The organism is Pseudoalteromonas sp. SR41-4, assembly GCF_014163985.1.
Classification (GTDB): Bacteria; Pseudomonadota; Gammaproteobacteria; order Enterobacterales; family Alteromonadaceae; genus Pseudoalteromonas; species Pseudoalteromonas rhizosphaerae.
The window spans coordinates 16885-43011 of record NZ_JACJEI010000022.1; the positions used below are offsets into that span (position 1 = coordinate 16885).

Annotated in this window: 20 protein-coding genes; 5 read left to right on the forward strand and 15 right to left on the reverse strand. The window is 40.3% G+C overall.

The window, feature by feature from the left end; all coding sequences use genetic code 11:
- Positions 1–77: 77 nt before the first annotated feature.
- Genes H5180_RS16225 through H5180_RS16240 form a run of 4 tightly spaced genes read right to left on the reverse strand, consistent with a single transcriptional unit; the run spans position 78 to position 4606 of the window.
- A complete protein-coding gene (locus H5180_RS16225; protein WP_149982775.1) occupies positions 78–1286 on the reverse strand; it encodes an ABC transporter permease in 1209 nt (402 codons plus the stop codon).
- An 11-nt stretch (positions 1287–1297) separates the two neighbouring features.
- Positions 1298–2611, reverse strand: coding sequence for an ABC transporter permease (locus H5180_RS16230; RefSeq protein ID WP_149982774.1), 1314 nt, complete (start codon positions 2609–2611; stop codon positions 1298–1300).
- A 3-nt stretch (positions 2612–2614) separates the two neighbouring features.
- Positions 2615–3325, reverse strand: a complete 711-nt coding sequence (locus H5180_RS16235) for an ABC transporter ATP-binding protein (RefSeq protein WP_145242138.1) — start codon at positions 3323–3325, stop codon at positions 2615–2617.
- 27 nt (positions 3326–3352) lie between these two features.
- Positions 3353–4606 (reverse strand): efflux RND transporter periplasmic adaptor subunit, encoded by a 1254-nt coding sequence (locus H5180_RS16240; protein ID WP_145242136.1) that lies wholly within the window; start codon positions 4604–4606, stop codon positions 3353–3355.
- Between the two features lie 791 nt (positions 4607–5397).
- Here H5180_RS16240 and gltB point away from each other — a divergent pair.
- A complete protein-coding gene (gene gltB / locus H5180_RS16245) occupies positions 5398–9855 on the forward strand; it encodes a glutamate synthase large subunit (protein ID WP_182758629.1) in 4458 nt (1485 codons plus the stop codon).
- A gap of 9 nt (positions 9856–9864) precedes the next feature.
- Positions 9865–11280 (forward strand): FAD-dependent oxidoreductase, encoded by a 1416-nt coding sequence (locus tag H5180_RS16250; protein ID WP_145242132.1) that lies wholly within the window; start codon positions 9865–9867, stop codon positions 11278–11280.
- 254 nt (positions 11281–11534) lie between these two features.
- On the opposite strand, the gene H5180_RS16255 is transcribed toward H5180_RS16250, so the two are convergent.
- The 9 genes from H5180_RS16255 to nadK form a co-directional block, all read right to left on the reverse strand.
- A complete protein-coding gene (locus H5180_RS16255) occupies positions 11535–12905 on the reverse strand; it encodes a serine hydrolase (RefSeq protein ID WP_182758630.1) in 1371 nt (456 codons plus the stop codon).
- Positions 12906–13449: 544 nt separating this feature from the next.
- On the reverse strand, positions 13450–14427 hold the full coding sequence (locus H5180_RS16260; protein ID WP_220493129.1) for a S66 peptidase family protein: 978 nt from the start codon (positions 14425–14427) through the stop codon (positions 13450–13452).
- Between the two features lie 214 nt (positions 14428–14641).
- The gene (locus H5180_RS16265; protein WP_182758631.1) at positions 14642–15298 is read right to left on the reverse strand and encodes an AbiV family abortive infection protein; all 657 of its coding nucleotides are present in this window, start codon (positions 15296–15298) and stop codon (positions 14642–14644) included.
- A 470-nt stretch (positions 15299–15768) separates the two neighbouring features.
- Positions 15769–16335 carry a hypothetical protein gene (locus H5180_RS16270; protein ID WP_182758632.1) on the reverse strand — a complete coding sequence of 189 codons (567 nt, stop codon included), beginning with the start codon at positions 16333–16335 and terminating at the stop codon, positions 15769–15771.
- Positions 16336–16699: 364 nt separating this feature from the next.
- Complete coding sequence (locus tag H5180_RS16275; protein ID WP_145242196.1) at positions 16700–17020, reverse strand: hypothetical protein; 321 nt, start codon at positions 17018–17020, stop codon at positions 16700–16702.
- 103 nt (positions 17021–17123) lie between these two features.
- A complete protein-coding gene (locus tag H5180_RS16280) occupies positions 17124–17549 on the reverse strand; it encodes a hypothetical protein (protein WP_145242198.1) in 426 nt (141 codons plus the stop codon).
- Positions 17550–17658: 109 nt separating this feature from the next.
- Positions 17659–19332, reverse strand: coding sequence for a DNA repair protein RecN (gene recN, locus H5180_RS16285; RefSeq protein WP_182731954.1), 1674 nt, complete (start codon positions 19330–19332; stop codon positions 17659–17661).
- A gap of 92 nt (positions 19333–19424) precedes the next feature.
- Positions 19425–19964, reverse strand: coding sequence for a hypothetical protein (locus H5180_RS16290; RefSeq protein WP_145242202.1), 540 nt, complete (start codon positions 19962–19964; stop codon positions 19425–19427).
- A 78-nt stretch (positions 19965–20042) separates the two neighbouring features.
- Positions 20043–20927, reverse strand: coding sequence for an NAD(+) kinase (gene nadK / locus H5180_RS16295; RefSeq protein WP_145242288.1), 885 nt, complete (start codon positions 20925–20927; stop codon positions 20043–20045).
- Positions 20928–21027: 100 nt separating this feature from the next.
- Between nadK and H5180_RS16300 the strand changes: the two genes are divergently transcribed.
- Together H5180_RS16300 and grpE are read left to right on the forward strand one after the other, a co-directional pair.
- Entirely contained in the window at positions 21028–21993 is a 966-nt protein-coding gene (locus H5180_RS16300) for an HrcA family transcriptional regulator (protein WP_145242204.1), read from the forward strand.
- Between the two features lie 58 nt (positions 21994–22051).
- Positions 22052–22660, forward strand: coding sequence for a nucleotide exchange factor GrpE (gene grpE / locus H5180_RS16305; RefSeq protein WP_145242206.1), 609 nt, complete (start codon positions 22052–22054; stop codon positions 22658–22660).
- Positions 22661–22687: 27 nt separating this feature from the next.
- Here the strand turns inward: grpE and H5180_RS16310 are convergent, their stop codons facing one another.
- Positions 22688–23887, reverse strand: a complete 1200-nt coding sequence (locus tag H5180_RS16310; protein ID WP_145242208.1) for a Bcr/CflA family efflux MFS transporter — start codon at positions 23885–23887, stop codon at positions 22688–22690.
- Positions 23888–24079: 192 nt separating this feature from the next.
- Between H5180_RS16310 and H5180_RS16315 the strand changes: the two genes are divergently transcribed.
- Complete coding sequence (locus tag H5180_RS16315; protein ID WP_145242210.1) at positions 24080–24877, forward strand: M48 family metallopeptidase; 798 nt, start codon at positions 24080–24082, stop codon at positions 24875–24877.
- Between the two features lie 71 nt (positions 24878–24948).
- Here the strand turns inward: H5180_RS16315 and ald are convergent, their stop codons facing one another.
- The gene (ald, locus tag H5180_RS16320; protein WP_149982720.1) at positions 24949–26070 is read right to left on the reverse strand and encodes an alanine dehydrogenase; all 1122 of its coding nucleotides are present in this window, start codon (positions 26068–26070) and stop codon (positions 24949–24951) included.
- Positions 26071–26127 lie beyond the last annotated feature (57 nt).

Below are 26127 nucleotides of genomic sequence, written 5' to 3' on the forward strand. Positions count from 1 at the left end.
TTAATCGCTGTTTTTGTTATCTTTATTTCAAAATGCTACACGGTATTAAACCAGTGTAGCATAGGTTGGGAGCTGCTTTATATTGTTCGCGTGGCGATACTCGGTGATATGTTGGCGGCACGTTTTGCAGGGCCAAACACGGCAAGTAAGCTCATAACAAACACCATAATGGCAGTGCCTGCGATATAGCTCGGTGGCAGTGCGGCAATTGAAAAGTGCTGCATTAATAATTGACCAAGTAACAGCGCCGCAATAATGCCAAGGAGCAACCCCACGCAGCAGATCATCGCATTTTCAACTAAAAAGTAGTTAATAATGGCTGATTTTCTGGCTCCTAATGCACGGCGAGTGCCTATTTGCTTGGTGCGTTTGCTGATATTAAATAAGGTTAAGCCAAAAATCCCCAATGCAGTTACCAGTACTAATATCGTGATGAGCACAATCAGCATACGCATCATCAATTTGTCTGCTGCAACATATTCGTCTTTAAGTTGATCTAAGCCATTGATATTGTTGATCACCCGTTTATTGTAATTATTCAGCATCGCGGTTTCGATTTGCTTCATCACAGCTGCACGTTGACCATGCTTGGTTCTGACTGCAAATTGTGCGTAAGTTTTGCCTTGAATATAAGGGATCAGCGCAACATTATTTGGGTGACTATCTTTAAGCCAAGGGCTCTTCATATGATCTGCCACACCGATAATCGTCAAAGGCAAATCGCCAAAATAAATTGTTTTGCCGAGGCCATCACCTTCAGGAAAAAGTTCATCGAGTAAAGCTTGCGTGACAACAGTAACATTGGTAGTTCTCTCAGTAGGTGAATTAGTGATTGTTACTTCATCCTCTGTAAAGTTGCGCCCTGCAATTAGTTTTACACCATAAGTGTCTAAACCATGCTCATCAATGAAAATATAAGAACTACGGATACTTTTACTTTCTTGAGGAGCCGGTTTCAAATTAAAGCTTGATGCACTGCCACTACCGGATAGGGGAATACTGCTGCTTTGTGCTGCATTTACAACCCCAGGTAGTGCTCTTAACATCGCTTCGTCTAATTCAAACTGTTGACTTAAATCGATATCTTTACCAAACGTCATCACATTAAACATAAACAAGTCTTGCTCTGGATAACCGGTTTCTTGATTTAAAAAAGCGACTCTATCTTGGATAATAAATGCCGCATTACTAACGATTGCGGTGGTTATGGCAATTTGAATTAAGAGTAATATTGCCCCGACTTTTGAGCGGCAAAGAGCATGAAATATAGGTTTGATCTCTAACATTAGTGTGCTCCTTATTGGCTTTTAAGATAAATAGCAGGGTTAGTACGGCAAACTAGCCATGCAGGATAAAGCCCGGCTACTATGCAGGTTGTAATAGCGATAACAGGTGCACTGAGTAACATAGTGATATCCATTGTGGCGATTGATGAATAGTAATCATAGCTTTGACGAACAGCCCACAAACCTAATTGCGCAAGTACGATACCGACTAGGCCGCCAAAACATCCAAGCATAGCCACTTCAACAAGGTGTTGTAAAAACACTTGTCGTTTACTGGCGCCTAGTGCTCGGCGCACACCTACCTCCGGTGCCCGACGCAAAAACTTAGCTAACAATAAACCAAGAATATTGGCTAAACACACTGCTAAAAACATAAAACTTAAGCCGACCAATATTTTATTGTCTTCACTAACGACATTGTTGTATTGCATCCATTGGTTAACATCACGTAGCTTATATTCGGGTTTTTCTCGGGCAAAGCGGCCACGCTTTTTTTGCTCTTGAATGTAAGAATTAAGATAATTTTCGTAGTTTGCTTTTTGCTCCGCGTTATCTAGTTGCGCCCAAAATTGGATCCAAACTATTTCCGATTGCATTCTATCGGCGTAGCTATTGATATTCTCATGTTTCCAACCGTTGCTGTTGCCCCAACTAGTTAGCTCTTTGGTTTTGACTAAGCTAAATGGTAAAAATAATTCTTCAGGTTCATTAAATGCACCATTATTTAAATCATAATACTTAAGGTTAAGTGACCAGTCAGCGATCACACCAACAACTTCGTAGCTGTAATCATCTAAGTAGATCAATTGGCCAATTGAGTTGTTTCCTGCAAACAGTTTATCGTTGAGTTCTTTTGAAATCACCACCACAGGGGCGGCAGATTGCTCTTGTTGTTCACTCCATTCACCGCCGTAAATAAACGATACATTAAACATATTAAAAAAATTAGGCGTAGTCATCCGTGCATTACTGGTAAACGGCTTTACTTTGTCTGAATCTAGATACACTGAGAATCCAGTACGCATCATCGCGACCTTTTTTTCAGGAACCGGCGCATTCTGTAAATTGACTGCATCTTGATAAGTCAGTTGCATAGGAAGGTTATCCTCGGTCCACCACGTATGGCCTTCATCCATGGTTTGTAATTGCACAGCATAAAGTTGACTACTTTTTTCGGGAATAGGATCCGCCGACATCATATGATAAACGCTTAAACTGGTCATGGTTACACCAATCCCAATAGCAATGGCTAGCACCATTAACATGCTTACCAGTGGTGTGCGCTTAAAACTACGCCAACTTAAATCGAGGTAATGTAATAGCATAAGTTACGCTCCAGCCACATTTTTTAGGTTTTGCGCGCCTTGATACAAGGTAAAGTCGGCAAGTTGACCATCAACCACTTGAATATTACGAGGTGCTCTGCGGGCAAGTTCTGGGTCATGAGTCACCATAATGATGGTCGCGCCGTCACGGTTAATTTGCTCCAGCAATTCCATCACTTGACGTGCCATTAAGCTGTCTAGGTTACCTGTTGGTTCATCGGCTAATAAAAAGCGCGGCTCACCGGCGAGGGCGCGGGCAATCGCTACCCGTTGCTGTTGACCACCTGATAACTGCTGCGGCAAATGTTTAGCGCGTGAAGCTAGACCTACTTGTTCTAAGCACTGTTCAATACGACGTTTACGCTCGCTTGCTTTAATACCTCGGTAGCGCAGTGGCACTTCAATGTTTTCATACAAATTTAAATCAGGGATCAGGTTGAAGCCTTGGAAAATAAAACCAATTTTTTGATTGCGACAATCCGCCCGTTGATTGTCGTTCAGTTTGCCAACATCAATACCATCGAGCAGATATTCACCACTGCTAAAAGGTTCTAACATGCCTGCGATATTTAAAAAGGTGGTTTTCCCGGAGCCACTAGGGCCAGTTACTGCAATAAACTCACCTTCATCTACGTGCAAATTAAAGTCGCGTAGTGCATGGGTTTGCACCATTTCTGTTTGATACAGTTTACTAATATTGTTCATTTTAAGCATGAGTTGATCCTTGTAATATGGTTGTTCTTATCTCAGTAATAATGTTGGCGCTTGTTTAAAGTTATCGTAACTGGAGATGATCAGCTGATCGCCTGAGCTAACACCTTGTAGCAATTCTATTGCGTTGATGCTGCTTGCCCCGGTTGTGATATTTACCAGTTGTGCGGTGTCGCCGATAACTTTGTAAACCTGCGTACCACCTTGCTGCATAAACGCACCGCGTTTGATTTGTAAAACGTCATCACGATTTTCTAATAAAATGCGCGCTGTTAATCGCTGGTTTTGGCGAATGCCTTTTAGCTCTTCGTCAAAGCGTACTCGAGTAGTTACTTCACGATTGTTAACTTCCGGCGAAATTGCCGACAACACACCAGTCACTTTTTTTGCCCCGAGTGTGAGCTCAACTTCCATTCCTAAACCGAGTTCGTTGGCGTAACTTTCAGGTACTTGCAGTTGTGCTTCAAAATTACTTAAATCAACCAGCGTCATTAACGGCTGACTTTGGGTAACGGCTTCTTTTTGTTGTACAAGCAGGTTACCAACAATACCGGTGACGCTGGCTTTAATAGTTAAGTTTCTGACTTGACGATTTAAATCATCAACGATCAGTTGTTGGCGAGCTAGATCGCGCTCTGCAGCTTTGAGTTCAAATGCGAGTGTATCTTTAGCAAGTTCAACTTCTTGTTGAGCGTGTTTGTAAGAAAGCTTGGCACGGGCAAGATCATCAACTGCTTTTTCTAAATCAATTTGGCTGATCAAGTTTTTTTCGATAGAAAGCTTAGCACGGCGATTTTCCCTGTCTGCTGCATTGAGCTCTACTTGGGCGAGATCAAGCGTTTTGGTTAAGCTTAACTTTTGTCGGCGTGCTTCTAAGTGCTTACGTTGTAATTCACCATCAAGGCGGGCTAACACCGATTGTTGCTGTTTTAGTTCATTATTGAGTTCTGGGCTATCGACTAAAGCAATAATGTCATCTTTATTTACTTTATCACCGGCTTTAACTTGTAAATCCACATATCCACGTTCTGGGCTATAAACCTTGGGAGCATTTGCAGCAACAATTTTACCGCTGGCGGCTACATCACGTACTAAACGACTAATATTAACGGTAGCAATCTGTAAAGAAGCCCGCTCAACAGAAATACTGCCTTGATTGTTACCCATAAATGCTTGTGCACATAAAGCAAGTACAGCAAGTGATAGCGCCAGTACTATTAATGGTTTTTTGTAACTACGTCTTTGCGTAATACTTACATCTTGTCCGCTGGTATCTTTTATCATGAGTGATCCTTAGCTATGTCTATTCTCGCAGTAAGTGATCATCAAGCTCACTACTAAGACAGTGATTGGTGAAACTAAAAATAAACTGAGAATAAACATAAGTTGTGTCCTGTAATTATCTTCTAATGTTTATTCGAAAATCATGCCACTATTTAATGTCATGGTTTTAATGAAATAATTATTTATTTTTAAATTATTTGGTGTCCGCGGACATAAATTGTGTCCGCTGCGGACACTTTACTATGGCGGCTAAGAAGCTGCCGCAGGCGTCAACAGGGTGAGCAAGCTAAAAACTTACTAACTAGCGTAAATTATGCAAAATGTGACTGTTGTGATGATAATTATGCATTAATTAGTGGCTTTAAATTTACCCATAAAAAGACACTGGAAAGAGTATTTACTCTAATGTGCACTGTGGTATCGACCTTGAACGACAGCAAAGAGATTCAATAAAAAAGAAAGCATTTATTTTCGCTACATAACTCAGTGAATATTTATTCATTTTTACTCTGGTTTACGTTAACGTAAACTGCAGGTTTGTAGAGCGGTTATTTTACAACTTGTTAAATATGACACCAGTGTCATAAAAAAATAACGGGTAAAATATCGCTAAATGTTAAAAATAGGCATGAAATAAAAAGATTGTGTTGTGGTGAGAAATATTCAAGAATGTGAATATGTATTCAAAGCGCTATTGACTCAATGTACAATTGGCGATAGTTTTGACTGTCTGCTAGCAAACCGTCGAGAAGGTCATTCATAGCTAGCTGTTGTAGCAAGGGGAGGGGTCTATGTTATACGACTCAAAATTAGAAAAAGATAATTGTGGCTTTGGCTTAATAGCCCAAGTTAATGGTCAGGCAAGTCATCGTTTAATTCGAACAGCGATCACTGGCTTAGACCGTATGGAACACCGTGGTGGTATTTCTGCCGATGGTAAAACAGGCGATGGCTGTGGCTTATTATTACAAAAGCCAGATAGCTTTTTTCGTGCTATTGCCGCTGAAAAAAATTGGCACTTGGGTAAAAATTATGCCGTTGGCATGATTTTCCTAAACTCAGATCCAGTACTTGCGCAAGCTGCAAAAGATATATTGAGTGAAGAACTCGAAAAAGAAACCCTCAATATTCAAGGTTGGCGAATTGTGCCAACAGATGAATCATGTTTAGGGCCAATTGCAATAAAGCAGTTACCTAAATTTGAACAGATTTTTGTTAATGCACCAGAAGGCTGGCGCCCAAAAGATTTAGAGCGTCGTTTATACGTTGCGCGCCGTCGTGCTGAAAAGCGTTTAAGCGAAGATGAAGGCTTTTACATTGCCAGCTTGTCAGGGTTAGTAACTATCTACAAAGGCTTAATGATGCCGGTGGATTTGCCTAACTTCTATTTAGATTTAGCCGATATCCGCATGACCAGCGCAATTTGTGTATTTCACCAACGTTTTTCAACTAATACACAACCGCGTTGGCCTTTGGCTCAGCCGTTCCGCTATTTAGCGCATAACGGTGAAATCAACACCATACAAGGTAACCGCCAGTGGGCTCGTGCTCGTTCATATAAGTTTGCATCGCCGCTTATTCCAGATTTGCAATCAGCAGCACCATTTGTCAATGAAACCGGCTCAGATTCATCAAGCCTAGATAATATGCTTGAGTTGTTTTTAGCTGGTGGCATGGATTTATTTCGTGCTATGCGAATGCTAGTACCACCTGCATGGCAGAAAAACCGTGCGATGGATGATGACTTACGTGCATTTTACGACTTTAACTCTATGCACATGGAACCATGGGATGGCCCAGCTGGTATTGTGATGTCTGATGGGCGTTTTGCTGCGTGTAACTTGGACCGTAATGGTCTGCGTCCTGCACGTTATGTGATCACTCAGGATGGCTTTATTACCCTAGCTTCTGAAGTGGGTATTTGGGATTACACTGCGGATGAAGTGGTTGAGAAAGGCCGCGTTGGCCCTGGTGAGCTGTTAGTTATTGATACTCAGTTAGGTAAAATTTGGCACTCAGACGAAATTGATCGCGACCTTAAATCTCGCCACCCATATAAAGCATGGCTTGAGGCCAATGTTAAGCGCTTAACGCCGTTTGAGCAGCTATCAGAGCAAGATGCGGGCAACCGTTCATTTGATGATGAAACATTACTGAAATATCAAAAAATGTTTGGTTACACCAATGAAGAACTTGATAGCGTTATTCGCGTAATGGGTGAAATTGGTCAAGAAGCAACCGGTTCTATGGGGGATGACACGCCATTTGCAGTGCTTTCTGAAGGTAACCGTTCATTGTTTGATTACTTCCGTCAAAAGTTTGCGCAAGTAACTAACCCGCCAATCGATCCACTGCGTGAAAACCATGTAATGTCGCTGGCGACCTGTATCGGTAGTGAGCAAAACGTGTTTAACGAGACCACCGGCCACGCTAAGCGTCTACAGTTTGATACTCCAATTCTAATGTATGCAGACATGCAACAATTATTGAGCGCTGATCAGGCTCATTACAGCTATTGCAAAATCGATATCACCTACAGCAAAGAAGAAGGCCTTGGTGATGCAGTAATCCGTATTTGTGACGAAGCGCAAGAAAAAGCAGCTGGTGGCTGTGTCATGTTGTTTTTGAGTGACCGTAATTTTGATGAGAATAAGTTACCAATTCCTGCCGCTATGGCTGTTGGAGCGGTACAAAAGCGTTTAGTTGATAACAATTTACGTTGTGAATCAAATATCATCATTGAAACAGGTAGTGTCCGTGACGCGCATCAATTTGCGGTATTAATTGGTTTTGGTGCAACGGCAATTTACCCGTACTTAGCATATGAATCACTGGTTGCGATGAGCGACTCTAAAGTGATCAACAAGAGCTATTGCCAAGTTACGCTTGCTTATCGTAATGCAATCAACAAAGGCTTGTACAAGATCATGTCAAAAATGGGCATTAGTACCGTGGCATCGTATCGTTGTTCAATGTTGTTTGAAGCAGTTGGTTTGTCGGATGCAATTGTTGATACCTGTTTTAATGGTGTGGCAAGTCGCATTAAAGGCGCGTGTTTTACTGATTTTGATGATGACCAACGCAAGTTACATACTTTGGCATTAAGTAAACGTAAATTACTCAGCCATGGCGGCTTATTAAAGTATGTGCATGACGGCGAGTATCACGCGTACAACCCAGATGTTATTCAAACGCTACAAAAAGCGGTGCGCTCAGGTGAATATTCTGATTACAGCGTATACGCAGATCTTGTTAATAAGCGCCCAATTGCCACATTACGTGACATGCTTGCACTGAAACTGCCAGCAGAAGGGATCAGTATTGATGAAGTAGAGCCTGCAACTGAGCTATATAAGCGTTTTGACTCGGCGGCAATGAGTATCGGTGCATTATCGCCAGAGGCGCATGAAGCGCTTGCAATTGCGATGAACCGCTTAGGTGGCTGTTCAAATTCAGGTGAAGGCGGCGAAGACAAACTACGCTATGGTACCGAGAAAAATTCACGTATCAAGCAAGTTGCGTCAGGTCGTTTTGGGGTAACACCACATTATTTACGCAGTGCTGACGTTATTCAAATTAAAGTAGCGCAAGGTGCAAAACCAGGTGAAGGCGGGCAATTGCCGGGCGAAAAAGTAACCCCGTATATTGCTAAGCTTCGTTACTCGGTACCGGGGGTGACCTTAATTTCGCCACCACCGCATCACGATATTTATTCGATTGAAGATTTAGCTCAGCTTATTTTCGATTTAAAACAAGTAAACCCTAAAGCGTTGATCTCAGTAAAACTAGTATCAGAGCCAGGTGTGGGCACAATCGCCACTGGTGTTGCTAAAGCATATGCTGATTTAATTACTATTTCAGGCTATGACGGCGGTACTGGCGCAAGCCCGCTAACGTCGGTTAAATATGCGGGTAGCCCGTGGGAGCTTGGTCTTGCTGAAACACAACAAGCGCTGGTTGAAAACGGTTTACGTCATCGTATTCGTTTGCAAACTGATGGTGGTTTAAAAACCGGCCTTGATATCATCAAAGCAGCTATTTTAGGTGCAGAGAGCTTTGGTTTTGGTACGGGTCCTATGGTTGCGCTTGGTTGTAAGTACCTGCGTATTTGCCACCTAAATAACTGTGCAACCGGTGTAGCAACGCAAGACGAAACATTGCGTCAAAAACATTTCCATGGCCTACCAGAAATGGCGATGAACTACTTTAAGTTTATTGCTCAAGAAGCCCGTGAAATTATGGCAAGCCTAGGGGTTGCCAAACTAACAGACTTAATCGGTCGTCTTGATTTACTCGAAGCGATTGAAGGTAAAACGGCAAAGCAGCAAAAAATTGACTTATCGTCAGTGATTGCACAGCCGAATAACCCAACTGGTGAAACCTTATACTGCAGCGCACCTAATACGTCACATTATTTAGGTAAGTTGAATGAAACCTTACTTGCTAAAGCTCAACAAGCAATTGATGAGAGCAGCGGTATTTCACTGGTCAGCCGTATTTGTAACACTGACCGTTCAGTGGGCGCGATGTTATCGGGTTATATAGCCGATAAGCATGGCAATCAAGGCATGGCAGCTGATCCTGTCTCGATTGAGTTACACGGAACCGCTGGTCAATCATTTGGTGTATGGAATGCTGGTGGCCTAGAAATGACCCTAGTCGGCGATGCTAACGATTACGTAGGCAAAGGCATGGCGGGCGGTAAGCTGGTTATTCGCCCACCACTGGGTTCGTCATTTGAAAGTCACAAAGCGACCATCGCAGGTAATACCTGTTTATATGGTGCAACGGGTGGCAAGCTGTTTGCTGCAGGTTGTGCTGGAGAGCGTTTTGCGGTTCGTAACTCAGGCGTACAAGCGGTTGTTGAAGGCGTAGGTGATAATGGCTGTGAGTACATGACCGGTGGCGTAGTTTGCGTGTTGGGCAATGTAGGCGTGAACTTTGGTGCAGGTATGACCGGTGGCTTTGCCTATATTTTGGATGAGCGTAATGACTTTGAAAAACGCATCAATCCAGAGCTAGTCGAAGTGGTGCTGTTAGATGAGCTAGCGTCACACCAAGAGCATTTGCGTGGTCTAATTGCTGAGCATTTAGAACTAACAGGCTCAAGCCGTGCAGAAACTATTTTAGCCAGTTTTGAAACGTATTTACCAAAATTCAAACTAGTTAAGCCAAAATCAAGTGATGTGAAAAGTTTACTCGGGCATCGCGCTCGTAGTAGTGCAGAACTTCGTGTTCAAGCACAGTAAGGGGGTAGTATGAGCGAGAATGTATATCAATTTATAGACGTGCAGCGGGTTGATCCCCGCAAAAAGCCAATTTCGTCACGTAAAAAATCATTTGTTGAAATTTACGAACCCTTTTCAGAGAAGCAAGTAAACTCACAAGCGGACCGCTGCCTAGATTGTGGTAACCCGTATTGTGAATGGAAATGCCCAGTGCATAACTATATCCCACAGTGGTTAAAGTTAATTCGTACTGGCCGTATTCTTGAAGCTGCGGAGCTATCACACCGCACAAATAGTTTACCAGAAGTGTGTGGCCGGGTGTGCCCGCAAGATCGTTTGTGTGAAGGTTCATGTACATTAGACGAAGAGTTTGGTGCAGTAACAATAGGTAATATTGAAAAATATATTACTGATACTGCATTTAAAATGGGCTGGAAGCCTGATATGTCGTACGTGGTATGGACCGATAAAAAAGTAGCTATCATAGGTGCCGGCCCTGCAGGCCTAGGTTGCGCTGATATTCTAGTGCGTAATGGTGTAAAACCAGTGGTATTTGACCGTCATCCAGAAATTGGTGGCTTGCTTACTTTTGGTATTCCATCGTTCAAACTTGAAAAACAAGTCATGCAAAAACGTCGTGAAATTTTCACCGAAATGGGGGTTGAGTTTAAACTTAATACTGAAGTCGGTGTTGATATCACAATGGATGAAATATTGGCCGAATACGACGCAGTATTTTTGGGAGTGGGGACTTATCAAAGCATGCGTGCTGGCCTTGAAAACGAAGATGCACCAGGTGTACATGATGCATTACCGTTCTTAATCGGTAATACCAACCGCGTAATGGGCTATGATGAGTCTAATCAAGCTTATCTTGATATGGCTAACCAAAAGGTTGTGGTACTTGGTGGTGGTGATACCGCGATGGACTGTGTACGTACTTCAATTCGTCAAGGTGCGGAAAAAGTAATCTGTGCTTATCGTCGTGATGAAGAAAACATGCCAGGTTCAAGACGTGAAGTGAAAAACGCCAAAGAAGAGGGCGTTGAATTTACTTTTAACGTGCAACCAACCGGTATCGTACTAAACGACAACGGCCATGTTGCAGGCGTACAAATGGTAAAAACCCAAATGGGTGAACCAGATGAAAAAGGCCGCAGCCGCGCAGAAGTAGTACCTGACTCAGAACATGTGATTGAAGCCGACCAAGTAATAATGGCATTTGGTTTCAAACCACACAAAATGGACTGGTTAGAAAAGTATGATGTAGAAATTAACCACTGGGGCGGTATCAACGCACCAGAAAAAGGTGAATTTACCCATCAAACAACCAACCCTAAAATCTTTGCCGGCGGCGATATAGTGCGCGGCTCAGATTTAGTAGTCACCGCAATCTTCGAAGGGCGTAACGCCGCCGAAGGGATCATGGACTACTTGAAAGTGTAAGACTTTTACGGGTCAAAGAGTAAAGAGCAAGCCGATTGGCTTGCTTTTTTTATGGCTTGGATAGTAGAGTTTTAAGCGCTAAGTCGTAAAATTTAAGCCATAAGCTTTAAGTTTGCGCGGTGTTAAATTAAGCAACGTAGGTAGGGGATAACTAAACCCAACGAAAAAATAGCCTATCAGTCTGCATCAAGGCTTTGCATTATCGGTTTTGTTAAATGTGCTATGAGCAGCCGTTGATAACCTTAGCCTATTTTTCATAATTCTAATTTAACAAGTGCTTCTTGCTCACCTTGATATAAATACACTGGGACGATTTCATGTTTCCCATTGTTTTCTCTAAGCTGAAAGTAATTTTCAGTACACTCATAAGAGTACGAGTTGTTTTCCCGGGGTATGATTTTTATTTTATTCTCACCTTCATATTGAGAGTAAAGTGTACCTTTTTCAAACGAGATTTTTAAAATTTTCGAATCGGAAGAACGATAACTTCCAACTAAAGATGCAGCTATAGCCTTTGCTTTTTGACTATTTACTGGCTTAGGGGATAAATTTAATTGTAGTGCTATCATGTCTAATAAAGCGGGACCAGGGTGTTTTGTGTCGATGTTGGTTAACGCTGTAGCGGTTAAATCTTCATTTGGGAAATAGACATGCCAAGCAAAAAATCCGGGAACCTGACCTTGGTGGCTAAAGCTATCTAATCCACTTATTTTGTATATATCTAAGCCATATCCATAATTCACATGCGCATTATTATTTAATAATGCCTTGGAGGTCATTAGTTTATAGCTTTCTTTTGAAATTATATGCCCTGACTTTAATGCATTCTGCCAAAGGTGCATATCAGCAAGTGTAGAAGCAATAGCGCCCGCAGAATAGATCCAACTACGATCAACATTCCATCGCCTTTCAGTTGAATCTTCCGGATTAATATACTTTTTAGGCTCATTACGACTAGTAGTGTAGCCGTTTATTTCCCCAGCAGATGTACCTTTAGTAGTAACAAAAGTATTATCCATTTTCAGAGGTTTAAAAAATGTGTTTGACATGAACTGGTCATATGGAGTACCAGAAGCAATTTCAATGACTTTTCCCAGAAAGACGTAACCCAAGTTTGAATAACTATATTTTTTACCAGGCTCTGAGTTAAGAGGTTGTTTACTTATACTTTGTATAACTTGATCAATAGAAGCATATTTATCATAAATTTTACTTACTGAAGGGTCCCCTAAGTAATCTGGTAGACCAGAAGTATGGCTTAAAATTCTATCAATCGTTAAATACCTAAATTCAGGGTTAATATCAGGAATAAATTTCGCTAATGTATCTTGTAACGATAGTTTTTTTTCTTCCGATAGTTTCAAGATTGCTGCAGCAGTAAATGTTTTCGTTACAGAACCTATTTGAAATATATCATCTACATTGAGAGGTCTCTCAGTGTCAATATTTGCCAAACCAACCGCACCACTATAAATATGTTTACCTGACTGTTCTAATCTAACAACCATGCCAGGGGCTTTTGAAGAGTTATGGCACTGCATTAATTCAGCAAAGTTGTGTTGTTGTGCAACAGCTTTTATTCCATACATTCCTACACAAAGACAAAAAAATATATTTTTTCCCATAAACTATGTTCCCTTAATCATATAACAAACCTGTAAATAAAAAATACACACCGATTACAGATGTAATCAATACTGTCGCATAGATAACAGTTGTTTGCAATTTAATAAAGCAAACTAATATTATTCAATAACTTATTTCATATTTTAATGAAGTAATATTTGTTCATAATGGCCAAGTGAATGTAATAGCTTTATCAGAGGTCATTTTTTATCTTAAAGTGGTAGCGTTCTTATTTTAGTATTTTCTATTAATAGTAAAATGGTAAGTTATTGCTAATTATAAGTATTATTAGAAGGGGAGTTTGTTTTTATATAAAAACTAGAAAAGTTTCTTATATATATTACTTAGATGATACGAGTTAAATAAACTAGCCACTCAATGTCTACTTTATTGGGGCCATATCAGCTCGCTGTTGACTATCAGCTGAGTGCTATAAGGAGTCACTCATACAAAAGAGACAGACCCGATCCTATTATCCTTAATATTAAATCTGCAACGAACTAAATTATTAAAAAATTTAGCTAATCCCTAGAATTTCTATATCTAATGTTTTTCTATTATTATTTGCTTACGACTTTTCGTATCTATTTTCACAAATCCACCAATAGGAAAGCAAATATGGGGTGTTGTATGTCCAAAGTTTAAATTGTAAAGCACTGGAATTGATGCTAACTCTTGTTTGGATTGTATAATTTTTTTAAGCAAGGTCTCTGATACTTCTGACTTTAATTGAAATTTTCCAATGACAATGCCTTTAACGCTATCGAAATTTTTTTGATGAATTAACGATTGCAGATCTCTGTCAAAATTTGAAGGAGATGTTAACTCGTCATCTTCAAGAAACAATACAGCATTCGTTAAGTCAGGCATAAACTCAGTTCCTTGAAGCAAATTTAAAGTACAAAGGTTGCCTCCAACTATTTTCCCCTCAGCTTCACCATGATTTAAGACTTCTATGCCATTATCTTTATAAAAGTTTCTTTTTTCCTGATCTAAATACCATGCATCATCACTCCATTGTTCGGAGTTTATAACTTCATAAGGATCACTTGAGAATAAACACTTTTTAATATAATTTATTGAGAAATCAATCCCCTTAAGCATCCCCAAAGTTGAATATGCAGGCCCAGAGTATGTTACTAGCCCTGTTTTGTGGAATAATGCATTTGATAAAGCTGTAGTATCAGAGTATCCACATATAATTTTTGGATTTCTTTTAACAATATTATAGTCAATATATTTTAGTAATTGATTTACATTATCGCCCCCAATGACAGTAAAGATAGCTTTTACTTTTTTATCTAAAAATGCTTCATGTAAGTCTTCAATTCTTTCTTCTATAGATGAAGACGAAAAATCATCTATAGACTCACAATTCTTTGAAAATGACAATTTGAGGCCAAGCTCTTCAAACCTAGTGTTTGCTATTTCTCGCGTCTTTTTATCAATAATTGACAAACTTCTAGAAGGCGCAATTATCCTAACCTCATCATTCACTTTTAGCTTATTGGGGATTATCAATTTGTTCTCCTACCGGATACTTGAAACAGCATGTACATCAAAATAGATCGAACTTCGCAAAAGTGCCAATAGTGGACCTTCAAGGCGTGAATCTGAAACTCTGTTGTGTGGCGAAGCTACGCTATCCGACAATATAATAAATTTACTAGAATCAATCCAACTTACCGCGTTAAACTAAATCCAAACCAAAAATACCAAGCGTGGGGAATCACTCTTAAATAGCTTGTTCTGCTTGTTCTGCTTGTTCTGCTTGTTCTAGCGCACTCACTATATCTAAAAACTCGTCTAGGTCATATGGTATTACCTCAGGATATTTTTCCCTAAGCTCTTTCTTGTTTGCACCTTTCAGACCTTGAAGTTGAACCAGTTTCGGCCCTAGTGTTGCTATACGGAATATAGCCATACTCAAGTTTCTCTCTGACTGTTTTTCAGTAATTGTGTCAGATGGCAACGTAAAAGCTCCATCTTGCCAGTCCGTATATAAACAAGAGTTTTTCCGGTCATTTTTAAAATCAATACCAGCAAAAAGTACTTCGAGTGGTAAACCTTGCCTTTTCCACTCCTGACCGAACAACGTTGTTGATATTGCAGAATCATTAACCAATTTTTGTTTATGATCTCTAAACCTACGATTGAGTTTTTTCCAATCAACCTTTACTCCGGCAGATACATCGACCAATACACGAAATAACATAACGCTCTTTCCAAACTCTTCTCGAGCGAAGTGGCTCAAAGCGAAGGATCGAGCATATCTGCTATGGTCATGTAAAATTTCTGCCTCATCACACAACTCTTGAGCGTTACGCAGACATTTAATTGCACCATCAAAAATAGTGTCAAATTTTAAATTATTTATCTTTGGTTGATTCAATTTTCTACCCAAAAAATAACGCCCACAGAAGCCTTTGATAACCTTGAGGGTGACTTATGATTGCTCTTATCTTGATCATTAGAACTCCTTCTCTGAATATGATTAGTGCACTTAGGTTGATAGGTGTCCAACAACGACCCCGACTCCTGTAGCCCATATACTTTCAATTACCGAGCTAGAAAAAATACGAGTACGAGCTTTTAATGTTTTAACCATAGGCACCTCCTTAATATTGTCTCGATCCGATGGAACCAATCTAATACTTACGTAACGCAACAAAAACAACAGTAGAGCTACAGAAGCAACAATCGCCACAGGGATTGTAAGTCCCCCACCTATTACCCCTATCGGCCTAAATGCACTAATCTAGATTTTACACATGACACCGTTGGAAACAGCTAAAAATAGCTGGCTAAAATTTTGTGAGGCACGAACAAAGCCAATTGTTTTTGTCCGCGTTTACAATTTTGTTATGGCACCTTGCACAATACATATAACTGTACCTCGCCGAAATACAAAGCTTCTATATCAAAGAATTTGATAAAAGGATCTTCACAACCAAAACTTCGATATAAGTAAACCATTTTACAAATTAGGCTAGCGGCTAGCTTTATAATCCTATCATTATGAGAGCAGCTAGCATTTTGCTCATAAGAATATCGGCTTTGCGTGAAGAGATTTTTATTTGCTGATAGTGTTTTAAGGTCTAATGAATTGAAGAGATAATGCTTAATTTTTTCAGGTAAAGCTTCACACAAAACCATTAAATCATGTGCATTTGCACCTTTAGGCAAAGCCTTTCTCTTTTCAAACTCATAAGTTTCATTTAGTTCACCTTCATTGCTTTTTACCGACGCATGAAAACTTTTAAGAATAATTTCAATACTTAAAGCACACATAACTGCTTGAATGCCCATTCTTTGATGAGTGGAAGAAGTACAAATTTTATAGTAATCATAAGCGTTTTCTAGCATATACGGTCTGAAATCTATTTGTTCAATTCCGTTAATATCAGGCGAAAACTTTAAATCATTCACTGCACTTCTCTTTTTGACATAACAACTTTACCAGAGGAAACTTTCTCCATTTTAGTGCGAAACGTCCTTATTTTGTGAACTTACATTAATAGCAAACAGTTTAAGTTATTGCCAGCTATAAATATTATGCTTTCTGTTATTTATATAAACATGTAAAAAAGAGGAAAGTTTTCTCTTATTTTTACTAAATTAATGACGACTCACCAAATGACTGTTATTCGCTCTAAGCCGTCATTCAGTTTTAATCATTCATCGTTTGGTTTCGTTGCTCTCAACCACAACCTAAGGTGATAAATTTAACGCCGAACTGTTTTGGCTTTTCCTAGCGCCTAGAACCTCCAGCCTAGTACCTTTCCTTTAATGCTTAATGACTCGCTTGTAAGCAATTAAGCCACTCATCGGGTTCAGCTAAAATAAACTCTAGATGATAATTTTCTTTGGTGGTTATTTTGATTCCAGCGGTGGTAATCGGGATTAAACCGCCGGCTTTAGCTGCGCATTTTTCGACATGGGAAATGTTATTAAGTTTGATGGCATAACAACCCAAGTTAAGTTGTTTATTGAGGGCTTCAAAATGCAGCAGGTTATCAGTAAGAGTAAGGCGGCCATCAGCTTTAGCAACACCCAGTTGTAATGTTGCATAACAACGTTTTAGCTGGGTGATTTTAGATTGTGTAGCGCTCATTATTCATTCCATCGATTTTTTTATTTTATTGAGTGTATGTTGCTAAATTAAATGTGTCAATTATGTAAAATAAATGTTTTTAATTGTTATTTTAAACAATGCTTTACAGAAAGTTTTTAGCGCGGTGGTGCATTTTTTGTTGTTTATTAACAAGTACAAAAGCAGCTACGACTAATACCATTTGAGTGGCTAGCGCGCACAACGTTAACATCAAATCCATACGGTTATCAGCGCGTTGCACTAAGCTTAATTCGATAAACCATGCTATGGCGAGCATTAAAACAAGTGAGCCATGTAAATAACGTTGCAGAGTTATTTTAAACTGAAGGTGCTTCCATTGACTAAATATAAGCAGCGCTAAGCTAATTAACGGGATCAAAAATAGGCTAATAAATGCAATGACTAAAAGTGGTTGCCATGTGCTATTCGTCAGTTGCGTGGTATTTATAAAGTAATCATTACAACCCGTTAAAAGTGTAAAACAAAAAAGTAGGCTAATTAATTTTATTGGCAATGTTGTTATCGTCATGATTTATATGTGTTCTATTGTTAGTTATTAAGCCTTGCTTTATATAAGTAAGGCTTAATGGATGGTTGTATTTAAAAATAGTTTAAACGTAGGTGTTGTTTTAGCTTAATTAAGCATGCGCCATAATTAACTCTTTTGCGTTAGCTTTGGCTGTTTTACTGATGTTATCACCACCAAGTAAACGGGCAATTTCATCAATACGGCCATGTTTACTGAGTGGCAACATTTGTGTAAAGGTTTCGCCATTGGCAATTTCTTTGGCCACAAAAAACTGCTGATGCCCCGAGCTGGCAACTTGCGGTAAATGGGTTACGCAGATAACTTGAGTTGATTTGCCTAATTGACGTAAAAGCTTGCCTACAGCTGCTGCAGTTGGTCCAGAAATACCTACATCCACTTCATCAAAAATAAGCGTTGGCGTAGTGACTTTTTGCGCAATAATAACTTGTATCGCTAAACTTATACGCGACAGCTCACCGCCAGAGGCGACTTTAGACAGTGGTTGTAATGGCTGCCCGGGGTTGGTTGATACTAAAAACGCTACATTATCAAAACCTAGGCTGTTTGGTGCTTTTTCAGGTTGTGGTGTAAGGGCGATTTCAAACACACCATTTTCCATTGATAAATGCGCCATGCTTGCACTGATCAATGTATTTAATGTCTGCGCGGCCTCATGACGGCTTTCGCTTAGGGTTTGCGCAGCTTGCTGATAAGCTGCTAATGCTTGGTTAATTTCACCTTCAAGTTGCGTTAAACGGGTAGAGTTATTACTAATCGACTCAAGCTCTTGTGTGATACTTTGGTGAAACTCAACTAAGTCCTCTGGTTTAATATGGTGTTTACGTGATAAATCCATCGCACCACTTAATCGTGTTTCAACGTCGATTAGTCGGCTCGGATCAAGTTCAGCTTGCTCGGCATAATTACGAATTTCACGACTCGCTTCCTCAACTTGCACAGCCGCTTCTTCGAGTAAAGCAGCCACACTAGCTAGGCTTTCATCAAACCCCGCAAGCTCAGCAAACTGCTGCGCGCTATGTTGTAATAGGGAACAGGCATTTTGCTCGTCATTTTCGTATAAGCTTTGTAACTCTCGTTGGCATGCTTCAATAATAGTTTGGCTGTGGCTGAGCTTATAATGCTCGGCTTCAATTTGCGAAAATTCATCTGGTTGTAAAGCAAACTCATCAAGCTCAGCTACTTGGTACTCTAATAACTGCTTTTGCGCTGCTTGTTGCAACTGGGCTTGTTCGAGCGCGGTAAATTCTTTTTGTAAGTTTTGGCAATTACGATAATGCTGGCGCACTGCTTCAACCAGAGGTTGATGACCTGCATAAGCGTCTAATAGCTGGAGTTGATGTTCGCTTTTAAGCAAATATTGGTGAGCATGTTGACCATGAATAGAGATCAAGTACTGACCGATTTCTTTTAGTTGGGCTGCAGTGACTGGGGTGCCATTAATATAACTTTTGCTGCGGCCATTTTTACACACCACGCGACGAAGTAAGCACTCTTGCTCATCATTCGATAGCAAATGCTGTTCTAAAAACTGCTTAGCCAAGGGGAGGTTGGTTAAATCGAAGGTAGCGCATATTTCAGCGCGCTCAGTGCCTGGGCGAACAGCTGAGGCTTCGGCACGTTCACCCAAACATAAAGATAAGGCATCAATAGCAATAGATTTACCGGCACCTGTTTCACCCGTAATGGCTGTCATACCGCTTTGCCACTCGGTGCTTAAATTGCTTACAATTGCAAAATTTTTAATCTCTAACCCAGTTAACATACTGTTCATCCATCCAGTCAATTAACTGTTAATTTATACAGTGTTTTGGGTTTTTGCAAATTAATTTTTAATGTCGCTATCTAGTTTATTACTTACTCACTGGTTGATTTCTCAAAATTAGTTTCAGGATCAACAGGTTTGACATAATCTTCAGGATTCGCAGATAAATCATCAGTGCGTAAAACTTTAATCATGGATGGTAAAAGTTCATGGTAAAACGTTTTATTGTAAGCAACGCCGGCTATGGGTAACTCAGCCACAAAAAAATCTAAGCGTTCAGCTAGTGCATCTCGTTCACCTGTTACATAAGTTTTTGCCAACTCACTACTAATCGTGCTGATCAATGACTCGTTTATGCGTTCAAGATACAATAAGTTTTCGTCAGTATGAGGTTGTACGACAAAGAAATTACTGGCAATAACTTGTATTCTTGGGATGTATTTAGGACGAATTATTTTTGCGTCGCAGTACTCATTTAATTTTATTTTTAACTGTTGAGTTACTTCTTTAACGCGATTATTGAATAGCTTTTTTTGCGCTTCAAGCGCTTTTCGGCGATTATTTTCAATCACCAAATAGCTGCCAAGCAGCGTTATCAATAATAATAAAGCAAAGAAAACAACATACGTCATTTCGGTTTGATTTCCCTTGAAAAGGTAATAAATGAATTTAGCTTATTTTGCTCTAAAGTCTGAATGAGCGCAATAAAATTAATATAAACGACTACCCCAGTTGAGCTTAGTGCGAAGTACATGATAGTAAGAGTAGTCTTTGGGGTGGATCAGGCGTAGTTTCTTATCTGCTTTTTTAATTATCACTTCATCGCCAGGCAATACAGCAAGCACCACATGACTATCGCAGCTGACTTGTAAGCTGTCGGTATTCTCTAAGCTGAGCTTTAAGCGTACTTCGTTATCGGCATCAACCACTAATGGTCGGCTTGATAATGTATGCGGAAACATCGGCACTAATGATATTGCATTTAGTTCTGGGGTCAAAATGGGCCCGCCACCCGACAGCGAATAGGCTGTTGAGCCCGTAGGGGTTGAGACAATTAAACCATCAGAGCGCTGAGAAAAAACAAAATCGTTATTAATGAAGGCTTCAAATTCAATCATGTGAGCGACTTTATCGGCATGTAAAACGGCTTCATTCACTGCTGAGTTAGCACTTTTTAATTCGCCATGGCGATAAACTGCAACTTCTAATAAAAAGCGTTTTTCTTCAAGATATTGACCACTTAATACTTGTTCTAAACTAGCTTCAAAGCCTTCTGGGTTTAAATCTGTTAGAAAACCTAAATTGCCTCTGTTTACGCCTATAACAGCAACATCAAATCGGGCTAATACCCTTGCTGCGCCAAGCATATTACCATCGCCTCCGACCACAATAGCGAGATCGGCACGTTCGCCAAGCTCAACCAGTTTGACTAACTTTTCCTTGGGGACATTGGTTAATTGATGACCGGTTCTCTGCTCTAATAACACGTCAAATCCTAACGCATTTAAAAAAGTGTATAAGCGCTGTAAAGTTGCAGCTGCACCACTGTGATTTGGTTTGCCAATTAAACCTATGGTTTTAAACGGTGATTCCATGATAAACGCATCAATAGTATTAATATCAGTAGAGTAACTCAAAAGTGACAAGTTTGAAAATAACCTTGAAATAAACTCACTACGCCCCGATATCCCCAGTATGCAGCAAGATGTAGATACTATGAATTTAAACCCTCGAGATCAGCAAATATTTTCCGCCGTGATGAGCCTGTACTGTAATGGTGAAGGTCAACCTGTCGCGTCAAGCCGTATTGCCAAGCAAAAAGGTATGGCTGTGTGTTCTGCAACAGTTAGAAATGCGATGTCGCGCCTAGAAAAAATAGGCCTGCTGTATTCACCGCATACTTCTGCTGGACGGGTACCTACTAATGCCGGATTTGATTATTGGCTAAGTGAATTTTTCCCTCTGTCGCAGATTGCGCAATATTGGCAGCCTGCACAAGCGCAATTAGTCGAGATGGCGCATGGTATAAGCCAGCGTTATCAGGTATGTTGCTGCGTTGGTCTGCCACAAGTAAGTTCTCAACATGTTTTTAGAGTTGAAGTATTAGATTTTGACAGCAATGATTGGCTTATTTTACTGTTAGATAGAGCAGGGCAAAGCCATAACATTTGTATTCATAAGCCGGATGATGCGTCTGACACCGTACGTTATCAATTCGCTACTTGGCTTAATACTGTATTCAGTCAGCAAACTTTAATGGAAGGCTTGTACCGTATGCAAGCAATGGCAAATACAGCACCACGAAATTGTCATGATTCGTTAAATCAATGGACCCGTGAGCTGAGCCATAAATTAGGCTCAGATAACAGTATCGTGGTCGGCGAAAATTATTTATATCGGCAAATTGATTGTGAACAAAGCTTAAATATTGGTGTCTCATTTTTGAACTTTGTAGAAGATAAGTTAGCTTTTAAAAATGGTGTGTCGGTTTTAAATACGTCACAATTGCCATTTACTGATTGTGACGAACTGATGGTGATCAGCGTGCCGTATTTTCAAAATCAAGAATATCAAAGTCGTTTTTGTGTAATTTGTCCTAAATCGGCGCAAATTGAAGCAATCATTCAAGAATTTAAATTAATCGAGTCATCTGGCTCTTGAATCTTTTGATTCAATCCCCATAATTACCGCAATTGAAAAGTATTGGAGCACTTAAATTATGTCTGAGCAGACAAAATCACCAGAGCAAGAAGTTGAATTAAACGAAGAATTAGAGCAAATGCAAGCAGACGTTGAAGCGGCTGTAGAAGCTGCTGACGCGCACGAAGGCGAAGAAGTTAGCCCTGAAGCTGAAATTGCTATGCTTTATGCTGAGCTTGAAGATGCGAAACAAACTATCGCAAACCAAAAAGATAGCGTAGTACGTGCCGCTGCAGACGTTGATAATATTCGTCGCCGTGCTGCACAAGATGTAGAAAAAGCGCATAAATTTGCACTTGAAAAGTTCGCTAACGAATTATTACCTGTTATTGATAATCTAGAACGTGCTATTGAGTTCTCAGACAAAGAAAACGAAACCTTAAAGCCATTGCTTGAAGGGATTGATATGACAGTTAAGAGCTTCAACGATGCGGTTGCAAAATTTGGTGTTGAAATTGTCAACCCACAAGGTGAGCAGTTTAATCCTGAATTCCACCAAGCAATGTCGATTCAACCAAGCAATGATGTAACACCTAACACTGTATTAGCAGTGATGCAAAAAGGGTATACATTAAATGGTCGTTTATTACGCCCTGCAATGGTGATGGTATCTAAAGCAGCTGAATAAATAAGTCGCTTAGTAAAAAAATGCCCGTTAACTACGGGCATTTTTTTTGTTTCTAGCTCGGTGCCAAAGCTGGGCTATTAGTGTTAATACTAATGCGCTGAACATTAAGCTTGAAAATGGTACCGCACTTTGTGCATGCATTAAGGCTAAAATTGGACCGACTAATGCACCGCTGCCAAAGCGCAATGTACCAATAACCGCCGTAGCGGTGCCAGAACGCTCTTCAAACTGCATTAAGATCAATGCATCAGCATTACTAGCGGTAACCCCTAAACTCATCATCAGAGGAGCAATAGCTGCAACAATAAAATACAGCGATAGGTGTAATATGCTAAATGTGAGTAGGGCACTGCCAGCTACAAAGCCGACCGCTAATCCATAATACAGCATTTTTCGTGAACCAATACGTGGTACTAGGCGGGTATTTAAAAAGTTACCAAACATTAGCGCCATGACATTGAAAGCAAATAAAACACCAAATAATTGTTCTGATACTTTAAAGTAATCAAGGTATACAAAGGGCACTGCGGTTAAAAAGCAAAAAAAGCCGAATGAGACAAACATTGAGCTGGCTATATCTGCTCGGGTATCTTTATTTTTAAATACGGTTTTATAGCTATCGAAAAATAGTGCAAAGCCTTTCATCGGGCTTTTGAAAATAGGGATATCGATTAAGTATATTTGTACCAAGGCTAAAATAACAAAGCTGTAACTAGCCAGTACTAAAAAGATTGTTTGCCAGTGAGATAAGCCCATGATCATTGATCCAACCGTTGGTGCGACTAAGGGCGCTACCATCATGATCATCGATACATACGACATTCCTTTAGCAGTATCTTGTTTATAAATATGACGAATTATCCCTGGCACCACAACGGTTGCTGCAGCACCTGTGAATGCTTGCACTCCCCGCAAAGCCCAAAATAGATGAATGTCATTACAAAAGGCCAATGCGACAGAGCTTAAGCCAAACAATGCTAAGCCGACCTTCGTTAACACGCGACGACCAATTTGATCTGCGATTGGGCCAAAAAATAGCATTCCCAGCGCATAGCCAGCTAAATATATGCTTAACGATATTTGTACATTAGGCATTGTGGTATTAAGGTCGTTAGCAATGACTAACATGGCCGGAAGATACATATCGATTGCCAGTGGCGTAATTGCAACAATACTGGCGAGTAAAGGTAATAGAATGCGTTTATTTAAAGAAACCGAGTCCTGCATGACTAACCCATTAAACAAAAAGAGGCTGCTATTGTAACAGCGACAATTAGTCTTGGGTACTTAGTTTGCATGCTAACTATCGCCTTTAACAGAAATATAACGCAACAGATGTTTTTACTGGCAGTCGATATATTCAATTGCAGGCTGGTTTGCTATTCTAAGAACAATTAAATTGTTAGTTAAGAGAATACAATGAAAAAATTAGTTTTGGCTGTGCTTGCCACCGCTGTATTAGCGGGTTGTAAAACATCACCAACAGGGCGCACGCAAATTGCGCTTTATTCTGATCAACAAATGAGTCAGATGGGTCAGCAAAGCTTTGCTGATATGAAAAAGAATCAAAAAATTAATAATAATCCTCAAGTAAATGCGTATGTAAAGTGTATTGCTGACGATGTGATTGCAGTATTACCGCAACAGTATGCAACTCAGGCGTGGGAAGTGGTGGTATTTGAAGACGATTCAGCTAACGCGTTTGCATTACCCGGTGGCTATATTGGTGTGCATACAGGGTTGTTAAAAGTGGCTGAAAATCAAGATCAGCTAGCAACCGTTATCGGGCACGAAGTAGGGCATGTAATTGCTGAGCACTCTAATGAACGCGTATCACAAAGTTCCTTGCTACAAACAGGTATGCAAGCGGGCAGTGCCGCACTTGAAATGGGCAATGTACAATATCGTAACGAAATTATGCAAGGTCTTGGTTTAGGTGCGCAGTACGGCGTTATTTTACCATTTAGTCGCTCTCATGAATCTGAGGCCGACCAAGTGGGTTTAGATTTAATGGCAAAAGCCGGATTTAATCCAAAAGAATCCGTAACACTTTGGCAGAATATGAGTAAAGCAGGCAGTGGTAATACACCTGAATTTATGTCTACTCACCCCGCACCCGCTAACCGCATTAAAGAGCTACAAGCAAAATTGCCACAAGCATTAAATGAGCAAAAAGCAGCAAAAGCGGCAGGTAAAAACCCGCAATGTAAGCTGTAATAAACTTTTTTGGTGATATAAAAAAAGCCTGTGAACTGATGTTCACAGGCTTTTATCATTCTAAACGCTAGTTATGCGTTTTCAACAGCAGTACGTGGATCTACGTATGGCATGTTGAAGGCTTCAGCAACTTCTTTGTAAGTTACTTGGCCTTTGATCACGTTAAGACCTTTAAGGAAGTTAGCGTCATCTAGTAATGCTTTCTTATAACCTTTGTTTGCAAGGTTAATAATGAAAGGCAATGTTGCATTGTTAAGTGCAAAAGTAGATGTACGTGGTACAGCACCTGGCATGTTAGCAACACAGTAGTGAACAACGTCATCAACGATGAAGGTCGGATCAGCGTGAGTTGTTGCTTTAGACGTTGCGATACAACCACCTTGGTCAATTGCAACATCAACAATTGCAGAGCCAGGCTTCATTGCTTTAATGTGTTCAGCAGTAACTAGTTTAGGTGCAGCAGCACCAGGGATAAGTACGCCACCAATTACTAGGTCAGCTTCAAGTACATGCTTTTCAAGTGCATCAGCTGTTGAGTAAATCGCTTTAACTTTATTACCAAACTGAGCGTCAAGTGCGCGTAGTACGTCAATGTTACGATCAAGTACGACAACTTCAGCACCAAGGCCAACAGCCATTTGTGCTGCGCTACGACCAACCATGCCGCCGCCAATAACAACAACTTTAGCTGGCTCAACACCCGGTACGCCGCCAAGTAGCATGCCACGACCATGGTTTGATTTTTCAAGCGCTTGTGCACCAGCTTGAATGGACATACGACCAGCAACTTCACTCATAGGCGCAAGTAGTGGCAAACCACCGCGTGAATCAGTTACTGTTTCGTATGCGATACAAATTGCTTTGCTTTTGATTAGGTCTTCAGTTTGTGGAAGATCTGGTGCAAGGTGTAAGTAAGTGAAAAGAATTTGGTCTTCACGTAGCATTGCACGTTCAACGGCTTGTGGCTCTTTTACTTTTATAATCATCTCTGCTGTTGCGAAAACCTCAGCAGCAGTTGCTAGAATTTCTGCACCTGCCAGTGTGTAATCTTCGTTAGTGAAGCCAATGCCCATACCTGCATCAGATTCAACAAAAACTTGGTGGCCGTGGTTTACTAACTCACGAACACTAGCAGGGACCATACCTACACGGTATTCATGGTTTTTTATTTCTTTAGGTACACCGATAATCATAATATTGCCTTAATAGAACGGGATAAAATTTTTCACTATTATATTCATGTACTGGCA

Excerpts from the sequence above, each read along its gene's own strand:
- gltB (WP_182758629.1), top strand. The coding sequence starts at position 5,398 with ATGTTATACGACTCAAAATTAGAAAAAGATAATTGTGGCTTTGGCTTA.
- H5180_RS16225 (WP_149982775.1), bottom strand. The coding sequence starts at position 1,286 with ATGTTAGAGATCAAACCTATATTTCATGCTCTTTGCCGCTCAAAAGTC.
- H5180_RS16280 (WP_145242198.1), bottom strand. The coding sequence starts at position 17,549 with ATGACGATAACAACATTGCCAATAAAATTAATTAGCCTACTTTTTTGT.
- ald (WP_149982720.1), bottom strand. The coding sequence starts at position 26,070 with ATGATTATCGGTGTACCTAAAGAAATAAAAAACCATGAATACCGTGTA.
- H5180_RS16315 (WP_145242210.1), top strand. The coding sequence starts at position 24,080 with ATGAAAAAATTAGTTTTGGCTGTGCTTGCCACCGCTGTATTAGCGGGT.
- grpE (WP_145242206.1), top strand. The coding sequence starts at position 22,052 with ATGTCTGAGCAGACAAAATCACCAGAGCAAGAAGTTGAATTAAACGAA.
- nadK (WP_145242288.1), bottom strand. The coding sequence starts at position 20,927 with ATGGAATCACCGTTTAAAACCATAGGTTTAATTGGCAAACCAAATCAC.
- H5180_RS16300 (WP_145242204.1), top strand. The coding sequence starts at position 21,028 with ATGCAGCAAGATGTAGATACTATGAATTTAAACCCTCGAGATCAGCAA.
- H5180_RS16230 (WP_149982774.1), bottom strand. The coding sequence starts at position 2,611 with ATGCTATTACATTACCTCGATTTAAGTTGGCGTAGTTTTAAGCGCACA.
- H5180_RS16255 (WP_182758630.1), bottom strand. The coding sequence starts at position 12,905 with ATGGGAAAAAATATATTTTTTTGTCTTTGTGTAGGAATGTATGGAATA.
- H5180_RS16290 (WP_145242202.1), bottom strand. The coding sequence starts at position 19,964 with ATGACGTATGTTGTTTTCTTTGCTTTATTATTATTGATAACGCTGCTT.
- H5180_RS16235 (WP_145242138.1), bottom strand. The coding sequence starts at position 3,325 with ATGCTTAAAATGAACAATATTAGTAAACTGTATCAAACAGAAATGGTG.
- H5180_RS16240 (WP_145242136.1), bottom strand. The coding sequence starts at position 4,606 with ATGATAAAAGATACCAGCGGACAAGATGTAAGTATTACGCAAAGACGT.
- H5180_RS16250 (WP_145242132.1), top strand. The coding sequence starts at position 9,865 with ATGAGCGAGAATGTATATCAATTTATAGACGTGCAGCGGGTTGATCCC.
- recN (WP_182731954.1), bottom strand. The coding sequence starts at position 19,332 with ATGTTAACTGGGTTAGAGATTAAAAATTTTGCAATTGTAAGCAATTTA.
- H5180_RS16310 (WP_145242208.1), bottom strand. The coding sequence starts at position 23,887 with ATGCAGGACTCGGTTTCTTTAAATAAACGCATTCTATTACCTTTACTC.
- H5180_RS16275 (WP_145242196.1), bottom strand. The coding sequence starts at position 17,020 with ATGAGCGCTACACAATCTAAAATCACCCAGCTAAAACGTTGTTATGCA.